The following is a 17,809-nucleotide window of genomic DNA, read 5'->3' as shown; positions in this document are numbered from 1 at the left end:
TTATTTCACCTGTGCAAGGAATTGCTGATAGCTTTCGGGTTTGAATCCCAGCAGAGACTGGCCGTCCGGAGCCAGTAAAAACGGGCGTTTGATGACTGCGGGCTGTTCAAGCATCACGGCTTTGGCGCTGGCTTCGTTATCGCAGGCTGCGCGCGTGGCGTCATCAAGTTTGCGCCACGTTGTGCCACGGGTGTTGAGCATCGCTTCCCAGCCTTGTTTGTTCAACAGGGTCTGCAACAACGTGTCATCCAGCCCTTCGACCCGGTAATCATGAAACTGGTAGTCAACCGCATTTTCTTCCAGCCAGCGGCGGGCTTTTTTAACGGTATCGCAATTTTTTATGCCGTAGAGAATAAAAGAACCTGGAGCGGAAGTCGTTGCCATAGAAAAACGTAACCTGTCAGTAAAATAAGAACTTTTCCCCCGTCTGTTAACGGGCGTAAGGATAAGACACATAATGAGGCAAAACGCCGGCGGGATCCAGACGGGGCGGGATTGTGATCGTGCTTAAAAAATAATAACGGCGTTTTTACACGGTCAAAAATTAGACGTATAATGCCCGCGTCCAATCAAGGGGAGTAAAATGTTAGAGCAAGAGTTAGGCAACTGGAAAGACTTTATCGACCGTATGTTGAAAGCGTAATTGCCCCACATCGTTACCGACAAAGCAAAGAAACGATTTATTCTCACTGTCAGCACGTCATTATAAAAAGCGTTTGTTCAGGAAGACCATTACGTCCTATTTAGCGACGATTCTCACAGCCAGTAAATCAATAATAAAAAAGGCGTTAATTCACATTAACGCCTTTTTTGTTGGCCGTTATTTGTGGCCGTCTGGCACGGTTTCCACGATATCGGCAATCACCGGATGAGGCGTTTTACCCGGGAAGCGACGGCGGATCAGCACAAAGAACAGCGGCACGAAGAAGATCGCCAGGACGGTGGCCGAAATCATCCCGCCGATCACCCCGGTGCCTACTGCGTGCTGGCTGCCCGAACCGGCACCCATACTGGTCGCCATGGGCAGTACGCCAAACACGAAGGCCAGTGAAGTCATCAGGATCGGTCGCAGACGCATTCGGGAGGCTTCGAGCGTGGCTTCCAGCAACTCTTTTCCGCGTACATTCAGATCATTGGCAAACTCGACAATCAGAATGGCGTTCTTCGCCGACAAACCGATGATGGTCAGCATCCCGACCTGGAAATACACATCGTTTTCCAGCCCGCGCATCCAGGTGGCAATCACCGCGCCGAGTACGCCGAGCGGCACCACCAGCATCACGGAGAACGGAATGGACCAGCTCTCATACAATGCGGCCAGACACAGGAAGACCACTAACAGCGAAATGGCATACAGCGCCGGTGCCTGTGAGCCAGACAGCCTTTCCTGATACGACAGACCGGTCCATTCCAGACCAATCCCCACCGGCAATTTAGCCACCAGTTTTTCCATATCATCCATCGCTGTCCCGCTGCTGATGCCAGTCGCCGGTTCACCGACAATTTCCAGCGCGGAATAGCCGTTGTAACGTTCCAGACGTGGCGAGCCGGTCAGCCAGTAAGAGGTGGCAAACGCCGAGAAGGGCACCATGGTGCCGGCGGAATTGCGCACATACCAGCGGTTGATATCGTCCGGCAGCATGCGGTATTGCGCGCCGGCCTGCACGTAGACTTTCTTCACGCGGCCACGGTCAACGAAGTCATTGACGTAGGTTGAGCCCCACGCGGTGCTCAGCGTGCTGTTGATATCGGCGATGGCGACGCCCAGGGCCTGCGCTTTCACCTGATCGATATCAATCTGCAACTGCGGGCTGTCATCGAGACCGTTGTGACGGACGCGGGTCAGGTTGCTGTCTTTCGACGTCATGTCCAGTAACTGATCGCGTGCGGCCATCAGCGCGTCATGCCCCAGTCCGGCGTGATCCTGCAATTCCATATCAAAGCCGGTGGCGCTGCCGAGGCCGTTGATGGCGGGCGGGCTGCTGGCGATAACACGGGCTTCGGTGATCTTATTAAAGGCTTTGGTCGCCCGTTCGATCAGCGCGAAGGAGGAGTCGTCAGCGCCGGTGCGTTCATCCCACGGGGTCAGACGCACAAACATTCGGGCGACGTTCTGGCCGTTGCCGCCGGGACCGGCACCGATGGTGGAGAACACCGACAGCACATCTTTTTTATCGTCGGTCAGGAAATACTTCTCGACCTTTTCCACCACTTTTTGCGTCTGTTGCAACGTTGAGCCTGGCGGAAGCTGTACCTGAACGGTAAACACACCCCGGTCTTCCAGCGGCAGGAATGAGGTCGGCAACTTGATAAACATGACCGCCAGCGCCGCGACCAGCGCGGCATAGCCCAGCATGTAACGCAGGCTGTTACGCAGCACCCGCGCCACACCGTTTTCATAGCGACGGGCGTTGCGGTCAAACATGCGGTTGAACCAGCCGAAGAAGCCACGTTTGCCGTGATGATGTCCCTGCGCGATGGGTTGGAGAATGGTTGAGCACAGCGCCGGGGTCAGTGTCAGGGCGACAAAGACCGACAGCACCATCGCGGAGACAATGGTGATGGAGAACTGGCGGTAAATCGCGCCGGTGGTGCCGCCAAAGAACGCCATCGGCACGAACACCGCCGACAGCACCATGGTGATACCGACCAGCGCACTCTGGATTTGCCCCATCGATTTTCGCGTGGCCTCTCTGGGGCTGAGACCTTCTTCGCTCATCACGCGCTCGACGTTTTCCACCACCACAATGGCGTCGTCCACCAGCAGGCCGATCGCCAGCACCATCGCGAACATCGTCAGGGTGTTGATGCTGTAGCCGAACTGATGCAGCACGGCGAAGGTGCCCAGCAGCACCACCGGCACGGCAATCGTCGGGATCAGCGTCGCGCGGAAGTTTTGCAGGAACAGATACATCACCAGGAACACCAGCACGATGGCTTCAAACAACGTTTTCACCACATCGGTGATCGCCGCTTTCACGAAAGGCGTTGTTTCGTACGCCACTTCGGCTTTCAGCCCGTGCGGGAAATAATGCGAGAGTTCTTCAAGACGGGCGCGCACCAGTTTATCGGTTTGCAGTTCGTTGGCACCGGACGCCAGTTTGACGCCCATCCCTGACGCGGCCTGTCCGTTATAGCGGCTGAGCAGACTGTAGTTTTCTGCGCCAAGGCCAATGGTGGAGACATCGCCGAGTTTGACTTGCGAACCGTCCTGATTCACTTTCAGCGTGATCTGTCGGAACTGTTCCGGTGTCTGTAACTGCGACTGCGCGTTAATGGTGGCATTCAGCGCCTGAAAATCCACCGACGGCGCACCGCCGAGCTGGCCGACCGCCACCTGACTGTTCTGCGCTTTAATTGCCGTGACCACATCGGCGGTGGTCAGCTGGTAATTATTCAGCTTGTCCGGGTCGAGCCAGATACGCATGGCGTACTGTGAACCGTAAGCATCGATGCTGCCGACGCCCGGCACGCGGCTCAGCGGATCCTGAATATTGGAGGCCACATAGTCGGCGATATCCTGCTTATCCATGCTGCCGTCGGTGGAAACAAACGCCACCATCATCAGGTTGGTATCCCCGGTTTTCGACACCGTCACGCCCTGAGTCTGCACATCCTGCGGCAGACGTTTCAGTGCCTGTTGCAGCTGGTTCTGCACCTGTTGCAACGCTTCATTCGGATCGGTTCCGGCGGTAAAACTGAGGGTGATTTGTGATTTACCGTCGTTACTGCTTTGCGAGGACATGTACATCAGGTTATCGAGGCCGGTCATGTTCTGCTCGATAATCTGCGTGACGGTATTTTCTAATGTTTGTGCTGATGCGCCGGGATAGGTGGCGGAGATCCTGACATTCGGCGGCGCCAGATCGGGATATTGCTCAACCGGCAAAAAGTAAATCGCGAGTGCGCCGGACAACGAAATGATGATCGCTAAAACCCAGGCAAAGATTGGGCGATCGATAAAAAAGTTAGCCATGCTTCAGGAACCTCGTTGTCACTCAGGCGGGAGTGACTAACATCAGCAAATAAACAGAACGTCAGAATCTGACAAAAAAATCCCCTGAGACGGTGTCTTCTCAGAGGCGGTACTGTCCCGGCGGGACTGAGCAAGTGTTAGAGTAGTATTCTACGTCAATGCACTTTACCTGTTCATCTTGCATAAAACGTGGAGAAATAAAGGAGATAATGTAAAAAAGCCTCCCCGCATACAGGGTTATCTCTCAGACGGGTTCGCTGAAACCGTCTACGCTTTCACTGCCTGCTTTTTTATGACACGCAGTCGTCTATCCCACACTGGAGCCGTTCAGATGAGTTTGATGTTAAATTCGGTATTCGCCCGCCGTCTCTATCTTTGCTGGCTGCTGGATAATGAACCAAAACCGAACGTACCGAAACTGATGGAAATCACCGGCTGGCCGCGTCGTACCTTGCAGGATGTGCTGAAAGCGCTGCCGGGAATGGGCGTCGAACTGGAATTTATCCAGCAGGGCGTACGTAACAATGACGGTTACTATCAGCTTTCCAGCTGGGGGCCACTGGATGCAAAATGGATTGAGCGTCACCGCGAACAGCTTCTGCGTGCGATTGAGCACGGCTGAATCTGGCGGACGCGATGTAATGCCGCTATGATGTCTGGCTTCTCTCACCACTTCTGAGCGGAGGCACGCTTTATGTCATCTGATGGCAAGTCATCCAGAATCGAAAACGTTCAAAACCAGTTACTCTCTGATAACTGGTATGTTCTTCGCAAATACACCTACGATTTAATCAAACGTAATGGCGAACGTCAGCCGCAATCCCGCGAAGTGTATGACCGGGGAAACGGCGCGACCATCCTGCTCTATAACCGCCCTAAAAAAACCGTGCTGCTGATCAAACAGTTCCGTATGCCGACCTACGTCAACGGCAACCCGACCGGTATGTTGCTGGAAACCTGCGCCGGTCTGCTGGATAACGATTCACCGGAAGACTGCATCCGTAAAGAAGCCATCGAAGAAACCGGTTTTGCGGTGGGCAAGGTCGATAAACTGTTTGAAGCTTATATGTCGCCGGGCAGCGTGACCGAAATCGTGCATTTTTTTGCGGCAGAATACGATGAGTCACAGCGTCAGAACGCCGGTGGCGGGGTGGAAGACGAAGATATCGACGTGCTGGAAGTGCCGTTTAGCGAGGCACTGGCGATGATCAAAGACGGTCGCATCAAAGATGGCAAAACCATCATGCTGCTGCAATACGCGCAGATTCAGGGCTGGCTGGCATAAAAGAGTCGCGAAACGTACCAAAGAAAAAGGCACCGGCGGTGCCTTTGTTGTCTCAGTGTTCCATGTTGATGGCGGTACTGCCTGCATGACCTTTCATGGCTGACCACGGCAGTACGGACCATTCCGGGCTTTCGCATGAGCGTAAGACACGGGCAAAGGTCGGATCGAAATACAGCCCTTTTTGCGTGAAATACCATGCCGGGAACTGCCACACCGACGGATCCGAATAGTCGCAATCATCATCGCTTTCTTCAGTCGGTTTCTTCATCTGCTGCGGATAGGCGGCGGTCAGTTGTTTGACCAGCCACGGCGCCCACGCCTTTTCGCGGTATTGTGCAAAGGTGTCGAAATCGACATCGTTTTTGCCGGTAAGCGCGTGATCTTCCGTGTTCAGATAATGGAACGGCGCGCCTTCGCCGACCCAGACCACGTCTTCCAGCGTCAGGGTGTCAGCGGTTTTCGCGTTCAGATTGACGGGAGCTTCACCGAAATCAGGATGCGCACCGCCACAGTCGTAAGTCGTAAATACGCTGATGCTGACCACGTCGGTACTCAGGTATTCCGGCGTGACGGTCTGCCGGTACTCGCCCTGACCAAAACGGCTCGCGCCGAGCATACAGGCATGCCAGCCACTGACTTCCTGCCACAGGCGGGCACGCAGTTTCTGATTAATCGCCGGCAGGCTGGCTTCCGGATAACCGGAAATAATCTCAAAGAAACTGATTTTCGATTGCGGTTCAGTCCACCATTGCAACTGATAACCCATAAAGTTTTCGCTTTTTCCCGCTTTCAGTTCCAGTGCGGATAAACGCAAATACTCGTACGGATCGGTGTGGATCAGCGAACTGAGATACCCGTCGTCCGCCGCCGTCGCCGGGAGTTGCGCCGGTTTCAACGTCACAGGTAATGTTTTGCCCTGCGGGTTAGTCCAGCTGCCTTGCCAGCCGCCGTTTTCATCTTTCGTCAGTGAAAGTTCAGGGCGCGGCGTATCGTCAAAATCATCCAGCCCTTCCTGAAGTTTCAGATCCTGACCGTCAAGCGTACCGTTCAGCGGCAGATCCAGACGATATTTCTGGTAGAAATAACGGCCTGTGACCTCGTCAGGTTTGTTTAAATCCAGTTCGACCACAATGCTGGTTTTGCCCAGCGTACCGGTGTACACCAGCGGCGGCTCTTCAGCCAGCGCGGGCAGTGACAGCACCGCTATCAGCCATATCCATAACTTCATCCGCATCTCCCAGAGAAAAGAATCTTATCCTTTGCGCCATTATTGTTTGTTATAGGCTCAGCCAGTGTACTGAAAGTTTCCCTGCGTCACCATTCTGGGATTTGATATGTCATGAAAAATTATTGTCTGCGAAAAAACAAATCCGGCCGGGTATCTCTTTCTAATTTCGAATAAAAAATGCTGCATTGTTGGCAGTGTCGTGGCGACGGTTACGCTATTATCAGAAAGATAATGTCGAAAAGAGCTGAAAATCATGATGTGCAGATGGATAACCGCCCCTTTATGCCTGCTGGCCGGAATGCTGGCTTTTAACGCGCAGGCCGAGCCGTTACAGGCGATGTATAACGACTGGCAACTGAGCTGCGATAACCTGAATCACTGTACCGCCCGCAATTCACAGGACGGGCAGGAACTGGTGATGAAAATTACCCGTGAAGCCGGACCGGAGGGCAAAGCCTCGGTCAGCATTGATTTCCAGCGCAACAGTGAGGAACAGACGACGGAAGCGCCGGTGGCTAACCGCCTGCAGATGAACGGTAAAACGCTGAGCTTCAATCACCGCGAATGGGATGTCAGCAAAAAACACCTGTCCACCACTAACCGTCTGGTGGTGAATGATTTTATCGCCGCGATCCGCGAAGGCAGCAGCATCCAGCTGGCGGGTAAAACGGATCCGTCTCAGCCGGTCAGACCGGCGATTTCCCTGAAAGGCATCAAAGCCGCGCTGCTGGCGATTGATGCACAGCAGGGGCGCGTCGGCAGCAAAACGGCGTGGATAAGCCGCGGCTCAAAGCCTGCCAGCAGCGTTCCGCCGATCCCGGCGACACCGGTGCTTCCGCGTTTCAGCGAACCGCATGCATTATCTGACTCTGAGATTTCCGCCATTACTCAGAATGCCGCGACGACCATTGAAAATAACGATTGCAGTCTCGACCCTTCCGAACGCGAAGTGCATATTTTTGCCCTGAGCAATGACAAGGTGCTGATGACCGTCAACTGCGACATGGGCGCCTATAACCTCTATGCGTTAGGTTTTCTGGTCTCGCGTCAGACACCTTATAAAATGGACGATCTGGCGCTGACCATGCCGTTCAAACTGGGCGAAGACGACGGGGCGCCGGAACTGATTAACGCTGACTTTGACCCGAAAACCGGCATGCTCTCCACTTACGATAAAGGGCGCGGTGTCGGCGATTGTGGCGTCTCCTCGCGCTGGGTATTTGATGGCAAACAGTTCCGGCTGGCGGCGTTTGCTTCAGAGCCAGCCTGTGACGGCTACAGCAGCGGCGGCGAATGGCCGGTGTTGTGGGTGACGCAGCAGTAAGGCGCCCGCGCTGAGGATAAAAAAATGCCCTGTGAGCTTTCGCTTGCAGGGCATTTTCTTTTGCAGTGCATCGTCGGCGTAAAATTACGCGGACGCTTTCACCACGACTTTGTTGCTGGCGAACTCAACGTTCTGATCAGCAACGATTTTGCAGCGTTTACGGGTTTCAACTTTGCCGTTGACCTTGACCTGGCCTTCAGCAATCACCGCTTTCGCGGTACCGCCGCTGTCACACCAGCCCATAAATTTGAGCAGGTCGCACAGTTCTACGTGCGGGTGTTTTTCGAGAAAGAAAGTTTCCATGTGTTCCTGACTTATTGTGTAGTGCAAATTGTTTAAGGCTTACTGGCGCTGATGTCGTGATATTCCTCGCACGCCTGCAAGGTATTCTGAATCAGCGTCGCGACCGTCATCGGGCCAACGCCGCCCGGCACCGGTGTGATAAAGGAAGCGCGCTCAGCGGCGGCATCATATTCCACATCGCCGACAACTTTACCACTTTCCAGACGGTTAATACCGACATCAATGACAATCGCGCCCGGTTTAATCCATTCGCCGGGAATAAAGCCCGGTTTACCGACCGCCACCACCACCAGATCGGCGTTCTCAACATGATGGCGCAGATTTTTGGTGAACCGGTGGGTGACGGTCGTTGTGCAACCAGCCAGCAGCAGTTCCATGCTCATCGGACGGCCAACAATATTGGACGCGCCGATCACCACAGCGTTCAGCCCGAAGGTATCAATGCCGTAACGCTCCAGCAGCGTCACAATGCCGCGCGGCGTACAAGGGCGCAGCGTCGGCGCACGCTGGCACAGACGGCCAACGTTATACGGGTGGAAGCCATCGACATCTTTATCAGGGTGAATACGTTCCAGCACTTTGATGTTATCGATACCGGCAGGCAGTGGGAGCTGAACCAGAATGCCGTCGATTTCGCTGTCGTTATTGAGTTTTTCGATCAGATCCAGCAACTCACCTTCAGTGGTGGTGGCCGGTAAATCGTAAGAGCGCGAGATGAACCCGACTTCTTCGCATGAGCGGCGTTTGCTGGCGACATAAATCTGTGACGCCGGGTTTTCACCGACCAGCACCACGGCCAGCCCGGGCGCACGTTTTCCTTCTGCCAGTCGTTGTTGAACACGCGCCGCAACTTCGCTTCTGACTTGCTGCGCAATCGTTTTACCGTCAATAATCTTTGCTGCCATCAGGGATAAAATCCATCAATTAATAAATGCAGGGGGATGCGCCTATTTTGTCAGAAGCCGCGCACGCTGTCAGGCGTTGAATGCGAATAACTTATGACGGGCGGGTGAGAATTTAACCTGAGACAGTGGCGAAAAAAGTGTCTATTTTAGAGATGACTCTTTTTAAATCATAAGGAAAGCGATAAATGACACGCAAAGTGGGGATCATCGGTGCCGGCCATGTGGGCGCTGACGTTGCATTCTCGTTGGTCACGCAGGGCTTGTGTGACGAGATTGTCTTGCTGGATGAAAATGAACCGAAGGCGGCCAGTCAGGCGCTGGAACTGCGCGATATGGCCTCGCTGACGGCTTCCCGGGTGCAGGTGATTGCCAATGATTATCACGAACTGCATGACGCCGATGTGCTGGTGATCGCCGTCGGCCCGAAAACCTTACTGCGCGAAGACCGTCTCGAAGAACTCGCCGAGACCCGCGCCGCCGTGCGTGAGGTCATTCCCCGCGTGGTCGCCAGCGGATTTGGCGGCGTGATTGTTAATATCACCAACCCGTGCGATGTCATTACCCAGATTATTCAGCAGACCAGCGGCTTCCCGGATACCCAGGTGTTCGGCACCGGCACGTCGCTGGACACCGCGCGCATGAAACGTGTGGTCGGCGAGTTTTTCGGTGTCGATCCGAAAAGCGTGACCGGCTATGTGATGGGCGAGCACGGCGAATCACAGTTTGTCGCCTGGAGCACCGTGACGCTCGGCGGCCGTCCGGTAGCGGAGCTGGCGGGCGATCGTGACGTCGACTGGGCAAAAATGGACGATGCCGTACGCGGCGGTGGCTGGGAGATTTTGCAGGGGAAGGGCTGGACCAGTTTTGGTATCGCGACGGCAACAGCGCGGCTGGTGGATGCGATTTTGTCCGATGCGCACAGCATTTATCCCGTGTCTGCTCTGGATGAAGAACTGAGCGTCTATATCGGTCAGCCTGCCGTTATCGGCAAAAAAGGCATCGTACAGACGCTGCAACCGGAACTGACGGCTTACGAAGGTGTGGCTTATCATGCCTCTGCGCGGGTTATTGCTGCCGCGCTGAAATCCGAAAAATAGCCGATACTGATCACATAACGTTGCAAGGCAGCCCGGGAATATCTGCAAATTGTTCAGGCATTAAGCAGTGAGTTCGAAAGCCATTGACTCATCCCGGTCTGCCCGTATAATCCGAACCCGCAACGCTCCCGAAAGGGACACGCAATGCGCCCTTAGCTCAGTTGGATAGAGCAACGGCCTTCTAAGCCGTAGGTCACAGGTTCGAGCCCTGTAGGGCGTACCATTTAAAATCAAGTGGTTAAGCCTTCTTCACTTCACCATCAAAATCCAAAAGTGCCAGATTAGTGACATGAATCGCCATAACGTCATCGATTTTGCGTGCGTGCTCGGTCAGGTGATTTGGTGACAGGTGTGCATACCTGCGTACCATTTCGATAGATTCCCAGCCTCCCATTTCCTGCAATGCAGAAAGTGGCACTCCGGCCTGAACTAGCCAGCTTGCCCAAGTGTGCCTCAGGTCGTGGAAACGGAAATCTGTAATTCCTGCCCGCTTTAAACCAGTCCTCCAAGCCGTGTTATCATCAACGCGCATCTTTCTCACCTCAGCAGTCTTTGTTCCATCAGCGCGGTGCCATGCTGAGTTATGGACAAACACGAACTTGTTGTGACGACCAATCTGCTCTTTCAGAACTTTGCATGCGGTATCATTCAGTGCGACGCCAATAGCCTTGCCCGCTTTGGCGTTCTCCGGATGTATCCATGCAACCTTCCTCTGCATATCAATCTGCGACCATTCCAAATCCAAAATGTTAGACCTGCGCAGTCCAGTTGCCAGCGCGAAGATCACAATCGGTTTGAAGCTGTCCGGCATGCATTCTATGAGCGTTAATGCTTCTTCGCGTGTCAGCCATTTGACGCGGCGGGAGATTGGCTTTCTCGTCTTGATGACAGGTGCCTTGCTTAGCCACTTCCATTCATCGGCGGCGATCCGAAATAATCCGCGAATGAATGAAAGGTATTGGCTGCGCGTGGCCGCTGAAATCATCTTCTCTTTGTACTCAGGGACTGGCTTACCTTTCCTCAGAGCTGCATCCCTGCGCGATTCCCATATCTGCTTGTGCTTCCTGTTAGGCATCCTTGCCACCGCTTTCATCACCTTATCCTCAGTAATGCTGGATAGCGGCTTTCCGGAGAAATGACCCAGGAAGAATTCAATCTTCGCCCTGTCATCGTCCAGTGATCGCTTATGTTCCTTTTCCGTCAGCCAGCGCAGGCAAGTTTCATCAAATGTGTGCTCGGCTATCTCACCGAGCTTATCGACTCCCCATGCTTCGGCCTTTAGCTGATCGAAGAGCTCCTGCGCTTGCTTCTTGTCTGACGTGCCAAGGCCGCGTCTAACTCTTTCGCCGTTCGGGCGAACGAAATCACAGTACCAGTTGCCGTACCTTTGTTTGAGCCCCATGCAGTATTCCTCTCTGTATGGCCGGCTCCTGCATTCACGGCCTGATTGTGTTGCTGATTGTGGATATATTCAAGACATGCTGACTTCAGGATTTCGAATCGCCCTCCACCATTTGCTCCGGACTTGCCGGCCATGAGCTTTCCAGCCTTAATTAACTGGCGAACGGTGCGGGGGGATTTCTTGAGAAACGCTGATGCTTCAGGCAGGTCGAATAGCACATCATCCATGCGGATATCTGCCATGCTTACCTCTCTTCAAACTGACCATTGATGCAGCCAATAGTCCACATGAACAGAGCCAGGCTGTATGCGGGAGAAATCGGCTGATGGTGTTTTTTAATGATGGGACCGGATAGGGTGTCGAAGGGTGCTTTGGGATTTGCTGCTATTGCTGAGTGGAGTTCGTCGCTACATCTTCGCGCAGCGGAGCGCAGGGCGTTTCTTTCTGCCTCGGTCATGTCTACTCCAGTTTTACACCGGGGATTTTGCCTGCTGAGATGGCGTCGTAGATATCACGAGCATCATCTTGTGTAGATGTTCCTTCGTTCAAGATTGAAATCATCTGCTCTATAGCCTCATCCCTTGCCACATCTTCAGGTGAGCGGATAGGGCGGAAGAAATCCTTATTAATTCCATTGTAATCACCATGCCGCTGACCACTGGCTACGATGATTACATCGCCATCCTGACCAAGCACTTTCTCTATACCCCATTCCAAATCGACAGCGCCAGTTTGCCGATGTTCGGGTATTCGGTTAGTGATCAAACCGGGGATGCGCTATCCCACTACGGTGTGGGGACGCGTATAGGTGGCCTGACGCAATTTACCGCCGGGGAACTCCAGGCGGTGGGTGGGGCAGCAATATGCACGACCACCGCGGGTGTAGCTTGCCTGGCAGGCGGTTATCTGGCAGCCTCAGGGATAGATACGGCTAATGCAGGCTTTAACACCTTCCTGTCTGGTGTCAACCAGAAAACCAGCGGTGCGTATTTGCTGGAAGGGTTGGGAGTCTCTCCACAGTACTCGGAAGGGATTTACGGCCTGACGCAGGTGGGCGCGGCGGGGATTGGCGGAGTAGGAAAAGCGACGTCAGTTACTGCCGATGTGGGTGCAAAAGGCGCTGGCAGTGTCACATTCCATGCGGCGGATGATATTCGGTTCTCGCAAAATAGCTTTTCATTCAATAAAACTGACCGAGACACGGGTAAAAATTACACATACGACGATTTGGTACAAAGCATGCGGACTAATGGTTGGAAAGGTGATCCAGTTGACGTCGTTAAAATGCCTGATGGCAAGCTGACTAGCATGGATAACACTCGAATTGCCGCGGCCAGAGAGGCGGGGATCGACGTTAAAGCTAGCGTCCGTGGATTTGATGATCCATTGACGCCAGCTATTCAAGAGGCTAGAGGGTGGCAGAATTTTAATACTTGGGGTGAGGCCATTACTGGTCGTATAAACAAACAGTCAGGGGGGTTTTCTACTTCTAATCCTTACGGTTCAACAGAACCACCACGTATTTCTGGAGGTGCTAAATAATGAAGCCTTTTTTGTACGACCTTCCAATTTTACCCAATAGTTTTGAATTCCCTGTTGATTACTTAGATGTGGTTTTAGCTGATGAGTTTTTAGATATAGAGCCTTGGCGGCTTCTATCGAAAGATATGGCGACATCTCTTTTTTATTACAGCTCGATGCTTTTGAAGTTTTCGGGGGCTGCCCTGGTTCCCTTTGCAATTATTCAAGATGAGTCAGGGCTGTATAATGATGGCTGGGTTGTTCTTGCTTGTTTTGATGGGGGAGGTAAGGATGGCACTACGGGTGTCCGGATTTATGATTATTCAAAACCGAAGTTAAGTCCTTGGGATAATTTGTCTTATTCTGGTTTCTCTGAATGGTTTAGTGCTGCCAAAGAAGAGTCTTCCCGCTATAAAGCCGAGCAAGTCGAAGACAAAGACAATGGCTATTCCTGATATATGAAAAAATTGGGGACATGGTTCGTTAACCATACGCCATTCTCAGCCTGAAAAAAGTTGAATCCCTGTTGGTGCATCCGCAGGGCTTCAACTTTTAGCACCGCAGGCTTTCCATATCGCTGTCCGACAGCTACGGCTGTGGTTATGTCTTGTGATAGATGCACATGGTGACGTGAACCTGCAATCAATCCTTGCTGAAGAATAGATTCAAAAAAGCGTGTTGCAGTGCCATGGTAGAGGAATTCTGGCGGTTTTTTCTCCATATGTTGAAGGTTCACGTCTGGTGTAGAATGTCCCTGAACTGCACGAATACGCTGGCCATCTTCGGAGAGAGTAAAACGTTTCTTATCACTGCTATTTACTACTGTCTGAATTATTGCCTGATCAAGTACGCGGCCTTCTTTCGCCGCGCCGAGAATCAAAGAATTGATATCTGCCCAGCCTTCTACATCAAGTTGCAATCCGATGGTGTCAGGTTTATGACGTAAAATATAACTTAGAAATTTACTTATTTCGTTAAGCATCTTGCTGTCCATGATTGCCCTAATTATGTTTGCCATGGGTGTGATGCCTGAGATATTAGCACACCCAAAACACGTCTCTTCCACGTTTTGAAATGCACACTGAATAGACGTCCCTGCCCATAATTCTGCATAATCCCAACATCCCAATTAAATCTTCAAACTCCGTCAGACGTTGACTTTAAAAAACATCGCTGGCGCACTCAAAATCCTGCTGAACGAATGGTCTTCGAGATCTGCCGGAGACCACGCAGGCAGCGCCGTCACCGCCAAAGGCGACGCCACGCTGGCGGCAGTCAACGACATCAACCTCAACACGATGGACAAGAGCAGCCATCAGAGCAGCGGTAAAAATCAGACTGACAGCAACAACGCCACCCGCACGGTGGTGAGCAGCGGCGGCGACCTGACGCTCAGCGCCGGGCGCGACCTTAACTCGCAGGCGGCGCAACTGACCGCCGACCTCAACGCCTCACTCAGCGCCGGTCGCGACGTCAACCTGAACGCGCAGCAGACCAGCACCTACAGCGAAACCCACGGCAGTAAAAGCGTGAGTATCCGTGAAAATGTCGGGCAGGAAGGGACAGCGGTGGTCAGCGGCGGAAGTACACAAATTAGAGCGGGTCAGGATGTTAATGCTCACGCCGCAAGTGTCACTGCGAAGCAGAACATCTCAGTCAATGCCGCTCGTGATGTCAATCTTGATACTGCCACAGAGAGCAGTTACGCCTACGACGAGAAGACGAAAACCAAGAAACACCTGTTCTCCGGCACGACCACGCACACGGTCGCTGAGGACTATGCCACCACAGAGAAAGCCTCGCAGCTGAGTGGCGACAAGGTGTCAGTTGTTGCCGGGCAAGACCTGACGGTCAAAGGTTCGTCCGTGGTCGGTGACGGGGATGTGACGCTGAAAGCGGGGAAAGACCTCAACATCGCGGCGGCGACAGAGGAACAGTCCAGCTACCGGCTGAGTGAGAAAAAAACCAGCGGCATGTTCAGCGGAGGCGGTCTGGGCGTGACGTTCGGCAGCAAATCCTCGCGTCAGCAAATCAATCAGGACGGCACCACCCAGAGCCAGAGCAGCAGTGCCGTCGGCAGCACCGGCGGCAACGTGAATCTGATTGCCGGTGAACAGGCGCATATCGGTGGCTCGGATGTGATCGCTAAAAATGACGTCAACATCGTCGGCGGCTCGGTCACGGTTGACCCCGGCAATGACATGCTGACCCGCAAACAAATCTACGAGCAGAAACAAAGCGGCCTGACGGTCTCGCTGTCGAGCCCGGTGACGGATGCGCTGTTGTCGCTCACCAGCATTGCCAAACAGGCCTCACAGACCGGCGACGGCCGAATGAAAGCACTGTATGGCGTGCAGGCGGTGGAGCAGGGCTGGATGTCCTCGATGGACGGGACCGCAACGCAGGCGTCTCAGTTGATGAATGGCAAAGTGGATGGCAACCTGGTCCAGTTGCAGGTCAATATCGGTGCGAGTAAAAGTAAATCCACTTCCGAACTGGAACAAAATCAGGTCACTGGCAGCACGATTACCGGTGGACGTAATGTTGCCATCGTTTCGACAGGTGCCAACGGGCAAAGCGGTGATATCACTATCACCGGCAGCGGTGTGACGGGAAATAAAGTCACGCTTGCTGCGCAGAACGATCTGCTATTGCAGGCCGCGACGAATAACAGCAAACAGACGAGTAAAGACAGTTCAAACGGCTGGAGTGTCGGCGCGCATATCTCACTGGGTAAGGAAACCGGCATTGGGGTACAGGGTAATGGGTATGCTGCGAAAGGTTCCTCGGACGGTGAAACGACGGAATACGTCAATACCCGCGTAAATGCCAAAGATAACCTGATGCTAAGCAGCGGGCGTGACACCGTACTCTCCGGAGCGCAGGCGTTGGGCGATAAAATCACGGCAAATATCGGGCGTGATTTGACGCTCACCAGTCAGCAGGATACCGACGACTACCAGAGTAAACAGCAGAGCATCAGCGGTGGATTCAGCTTCACCTTTGGGTCGATGACGGGCTCCGCTTCCCTGAGTATGAGCAAGTCTAAAACCCAAAGTGAATACGCCAGCGTCGGCGACCAGAGCGGGCTGTTTGCCGGTAATCAGGGCTATGACATCTACGTCGGTGACCATACACAACTGAACGGCGCTGTTATTGCCTCGACGGCTGATGCGGCAAATAACAGCCTGAATACCGGGACGCTGGGCTGGGACGATATCGAGAACAAGGCAAACTACAGTGCCAGCAGCGTCGGGGTCAGCGCCGGTTTCTCATCCAGTAAAGACCAGGGGGACGTGCGGCACAATGCAGGGGGTGTGCTGCCGGTGATGACCAATGCCAGCGGCAGCGCATCGGGCACCTCCCGTTCAGCGGTTGCTGATGGCAGCATTACGGTGCGTGATACCGGCCAGCAAACGCAGGATGTGAGTACGCTGAGCCGTGATACGGAGAACGCCAACGGGCATATCGATAAAATTTTCGACAAGCAGAAAATAGAAGAAAATCAGGCCGTGGCGCAGGCTATCAGCCAGGTGGGCGTCCAGACGATGCAGAATGTGGTCATGCAGGCGCAGGTGAATGCACGAAGTGACGCACTCGCAAGATTGTCAGGCACGGCGGAGTACAACAATGCCTCGCCTGCCGACCAGCAGAAGATGCTGGAGAACTCACCGGAAAACGTTGCTGCTGAGCAGAAATACGGCATCGGCAGCCCGTTCTGGACGGCGGGCACGGCGATATCAGGCGCGCTGGCAGGCTTAACCGGTGGCGACATGAGCCAGGCGCTGGCGGGCGGGCTGGCCCCTTATCTGTCTCTGGCGGTGAAGGCGGCGACCACAGACGCCAAAGGCAACGTTAACCAGGCTGAGAATATTACGGGGCACGCCCTTGCCGGCGCGGTAGTTGCCTATCTGCAGGGCGGCTCCGTGACCGGAGGCGCAGCGGGTGCGGCGACCGGCGAACTGGCGGCGCAGCTGATTGCGAAAGAGCTGTATCCGGGAGTAAAACCGGAAAACCTGACGAATGAGCAAAAGGCGAATGTGAGTGCCTTGAGCACGCTGGCCGCAGGACTGGCAGGCGGCGTGGCGGGGAATTCGTCTGTTGCAGCCGGTACTGCGGGGATTGCAGGGAAGACTTCGGTTGAGAATAACTATCTAAGCGCAGATCAAGGACTCGCTTTTGATAAAGAAATGCAGAGTTGCAAAGCTTCCGGTGGTGACTGTACGGCAGTGATTGATAAGTGGAAGAAAGTCAGTGACGAGCAAAGTGCAACCCTCGATCCTAAATGCGCTGAGAATCCTTTGCTTTGTCAGAACGTTGACAAACCGATCATTGAGATGGGTTCGGAAATGGCACAGCGTCCAGAATGGGTAGGAAATTTGCCTGGTGCGGACGTGATGACTGATGAGCAAGCTAAAATCTATGTTCAATACTGGAATGCACAAGATCTGGAAAAAATAGATGTTAATAGTCCTGCTTGGACGAAATTTGCGACGTTTATATCAGATCCAGAAAACCAGGCCGCAGTGGCTTCACTTGGAGTACTGGGTAAAGATCTTGTTCTTATAGCAAAAATAGCTTCACGACTAAATCATTGTTTAAAGAAATGTCAACTCAGGGTATTAAATTTACACCTGAAAACATTGTTAGTGCGGCAAAAGATTCCAGCGGGAAAATTATTTTCCTTGAAAAAGGTAGTTCTAAAGCAGGTTTGCAGCATATTGTCGAGGAGCATGGTAGCCAATTTGCACAAATAGGTGTGTCAGAA

General features: G+C 53.4%; 15 protein-coding genes and 1 tRNA gene. 8 read left to right on the top strand and 8 right to left on the bottom strand.

Going from position 1 to position 17,809, the window contains the following annotated elements; translation table 11 throughout:
- Both EDF78_RS05695 and acrD read right to left on the bottom strand, forming a co-directional pair.
- Positions 1 to 384, bottom strand: a complete 384-nt coding sequence (locus EDF78_RS05695; RefSeq protein ID WP_095925044.1) for an ArsC family reductase — start codon at positions 382 to 384, stop codon at positions 1 to 3.
- Between the two features lie 436 nt (positions 385 to 820).
- Complete coding sequence (acrD, locus tag EDF78_RS05690) at positions 821 to 3,976, bottom strand: multidrug efflux RND transporter permease AcrD (protein WP_095925045.1); 3,156 nt, start codon at positions 3,974 to 3,976, stop codon at positions 821 to 823.
- Positions 3,977 to 4,307: 331 nt separating this feature from the next.
- On the opposite strand from acrD, the gene EDF78_RS05685 reads away from it, so the two are divergent.
- Together EDF78_RS05685 and nudK are read left to right on the top strand one after the other, a co-directional pair.
- Positions 4,308 to 4,598, top strand: coding sequence for a winged helix-turn-helix domain-containing protein (locus EDF78_RS05685; protein WP_095925046.1), 291 nt, complete (start codon positions 4,308 to 4,310; stop codon positions 4,596 to 4,598).
- A gap of 72 nt (positions 4,599 to 4,670) precedes the next feature.
- Positions 4,671 to 5,261 (top strand): GDP-mannose pyrophosphatase NudK, encoded by a 591-nt coding sequence (nudK, locus tag EDF78_RS05680; RefSeq protein ID WP_095925047.1) that lies wholly within the window; start codon positions 4,671 to 4,673, stop codon positions 5,259 to 5,261.
- 52 nt (positions 5,262 to 5,313) lie between these two features.
- Here the strand turns inward: nudK and EDF78_RS05675 are convergent, their stop codons facing one another.
- A complete protein-coding gene (locus EDF78_RS05675; protein WP_119826701.1) occupies positions 5,314 to 6,489 on the bottom strand; it encodes a hypothetical protein in 1,176 nt (391 codons plus the stop codon).
- Between the two features lie 256 nt (positions 6,490 to 6,745).
- On the opposite strand from EDF78_RS05675, the gene EDF78_RS05670 reads away from it, so the two are divergent.
- Complete coding sequence (locus EDF78_RS05670) at positions 6,746 to 7,813, top strand: DUF1176 domain-containing protein (protein ID WP_095925049.1); 1,068 nt, start codon at positions 6,746 to 6,748, stop codon at positions 7,811 to 7,813.
- Positions 7,814 to 7,897: 84 nt separating this feature from the next.
- On the opposite strand, the gene ybcJ is transcribed toward EDF78_RS05670, so the two are convergent.
- Both ybcJ and folD read right to left on the bottom strand, forming a co-directional pair.
- Positions 7,898 to 8,116, bottom strand: coding sequence for a ribosome-associated protein YbcJ (ybcJ, locus tag EDF78_RS05665; RefSeq protein ID WP_095925050.1), 219 nt, complete (start codon positions 8,114 to 8,116; stop codon positions 7,898 to 7,900).
- A 32-nt stretch (positions 8,117 to 8,148) separates the two neighbouring features.
- The gene (folD, locus tag EDF78_RS05660; protein WP_095925051.1) at positions 8,149 to 9,021 is read right to left on the bottom strand and encodes a bifunctional methylenetetrahydrofolate dehydrogenase/methenyltetrahydrofolate cyclohydrolase FolD; all 873 of its coding nucleotides are present in this window, start codon (positions 9,019 to 9,021) and stop codon (positions 8,149 to 8,151) included.
- 185 nt (positions 9,022 to 9,206) lie between these two features.
- On the opposite strand from folD, the gene EDF78_RS05655 reads away from it, so the two are divergent.
- Positions 9,207 to 10,118 (top strand): L-lactate dehydrogenase, encoded by a 912-nt coding sequence (locus EDF78_RS05655; RefSeq protein WP_133822713.1) that lies wholly within the window; start codon positions 9,207 to 9,209, stop codon positions 10,116 to 10,118.
- A 146-nt stretch (positions 10,119 to 10,264) separates the two neighbouring features.
- A tRNA-Arg gene (locus EDF78_RS05650) sits at positions 10,265 to 10,341 on the top strand.
- 15 nt (positions 10,342 to 10,356) lie between these two features.
- Here EDF78_RS05650 and EDF78_RS05645 read toward each other — a convergent pair.
- Together EDF78_RS05645 and EDF78_RS05640 are read right to left on the bottom strand one after the other, a co-directional pair.
- Complete coding sequence (locus EDF78_RS05645) at positions 10,357 to 11,520, bottom strand: site-specific integrase (protein WP_133822712.1); 1,164 nt, start codon at positions 11,518 to 11,520, stop codon at positions 10,357 to 10,359.
- Positions 11,521 to 11,764: 244 nt separating this feature from the next.
- Positions 11,765 to 11,977, bottom strand: a complete 213-nt coding sequence (locus EDF78_RS05640) for a hypothetical protein (RefSeq protein ID WP_131692667.1) — start codon at positions 11,975 to 11,977, stop codon at positions 11,765 to 11,767.
- A gap of 188 nt (positions 11,978 to 12,165) precedes the next feature.
- Between EDF78_RS05640 and EDF78_RS25935 the strand changes: the two genes are divergently transcribed.
- Complete coding sequence (locus tag EDF78_RS25935) at positions 12,166 to 13,062, top strand: hypothetical protein (RefSeq protein WP_131692666.1); 897 nt, start codon at positions 12,166 to 12,168, stop codon at positions 13,060 to 13,062.
- Positions 13,062 to 13,496 (top strand): hypothetical protein, encoded by a 435-nt coding sequence (locus EDF78_RS05630; protein WP_013575348.1) that lies wholly within the window; start codon positions 13,062 to 13,064, stop codon positions 13,494 to 13,496. Before EDF78_RS25935 ends, EDF78_RS05630 begins: the two co-directional genes overlap by 1 nt.
- On the opposite strand, the gene EDF78_RS05625 is transcribed toward EDF78_RS05630, so the two are convergent.
- On the bottom strand, positions 13,487 to 14,059 hold the full coding sequence (locus EDF78_RS05625) for an RNA 2'-phosphotransferase (RefSeq protein WP_242675555.1): 573 nt from the start codon (positions 14,057 to 14,059) through the stop codon (positions 13,487 to 13,489). The genes EDF78_RS05630 and EDF78_RS05625 overlap by 10 nt on opposite strands.
- Before the next feature lie 136 nt (positions 14,060 to 14,195).
- On the opposite strand from EDF78_RS05625, the gene EDF78_RS05620 reads away from it, so the two are divergent.
- Complete coding sequence (locus tag EDF78_RS05620; protein WP_243839420.1) at positions 14,196 to 17,798, top strand: hemagglutinin repeat-containing protein; 3,603 nt, start codon at positions 14,196 to 14,198, stop codon at positions 17,796 to 17,798.
- Positions 17,799 to 17,809: the final 11 nt, after the last annotated feature.

Origin of the sequence: Rahnella sp. BIGb0236, from assembly GCF_004364755.1 — a bacterium.
GTDB classification, from domain to species: domain Bacteria; phylum Pseudomonadota; class Gammaproteobacteria; order Enterobacterales; family Enterobacteriaceae; genus Rahnella; species Rahnella victoriana.
This window is presented reverse-complemented; position numbering and strand designations above follow the sequence as displayed.

What these genes read in the sequence shown, in the direction of transcription:
- EDF78_RS05695 (WP_095925044.1), bottom strand. Translation starts at nt 384, where the DNA reads ATGGCAACGACTTCCGCTCCAGGTTCTTTTATTCTCTACGGCATAAAA.
- acrD (WP_095925045.1), bottom strand. Translation starts at nt 3,976, where the DNA reads ATGGCTAACTTTTTTATCGATCGCCCAATCTTTGCCTGGGTTTTAGCG.
- EDF78_RS05685 (WP_095925046.1), top strand. Translation starts at nt 4,308, where the DNA reads ATGAGTTTGATGTTAAATTCGGTATTCGCCCGCCGTCTCTATCTTTGC.
- nudK (WP_095925047.1), top strand. Translation starts at nt 4,671, where the DNA reads ATGTCATCTGATGGCAAGTCATCCAGAATCGAAAACGTTCAAAACCAG.
- EDF78_RS05675 (WP_119826701.1), bottom strand. Translation starts at nt 6,489, where the DNA reads ATGAAGTTATGGATATGGCTGATAGCGGTGCTGTCACTGCCCGCGCTG.
- EDF78_RS05670 (WP_095925049.1), top strand. Translation starts at nt 6,746, where the DNA reads ATGTGCAGATGGATAACCGCCCCTTTATGCCTGCTGGCCGGAATGCTG.
- ybcJ (WP_095925050.1), bottom strand. Translation starts at nt 8,116, where the DNA reads ATGGAAACTTTCTTTCTCGAAAAACACCCGCACGTAGAACTGTGCGAC.
- folD (WP_095925051.1), bottom strand. Translation starts at nt 9,021, where the DNA reads ATGGCAGCAAAGATTATTGACGGTAAAACGATTGCGCAGCAAGTCAGA.
- EDF78_RS05655 (WP_133822713.1), top strand. Translation starts at nt 9,207, where the DNA reads ATGACACGCAAAGTGGGGATCATCGGTGCCGGCCATGTGGGCGCTGAC.
- EDF78_RS05645 (WP_133822712.1), bottom strand. Translation starts at nt 11,520, where the DNA reads ATGGGGCTCAAACAAAGGTACGGCAACTGGTACTGTGATTTCGTTCGC.
- EDF78_RS05640 (WP_131692667.1), bottom strand. Translation starts at nt 11,977, where the DNA reads ATGACCGAGGCAGAAAGAAACGCCCTGCGCTCCGCTGCGCGAAGATGT.
- EDF78_RS25935 (WP_131692666.1), top strand. Translation starts at nt 12,166, where the DNA reads ATGCCGCTGACCACTGGCTACGATGATTACATCGCCATCCTGACCAAG.
- EDF78_RS05630 (WP_013575348.1), top strand. Translation starts at nt 13,062, where the DNA reads ATGAAGCCTTTTTTGTACGACCTTCCAATTTTACCCAATAGTTTTGAA.
- EDF78_RS05625 (WP_242675555.1), bottom strand. Translation starts at nt 14,059, where the DNA reads ATGGCAAACATAATTAGGGCAATCATGGACAGCAAGATGCTTAACGAA.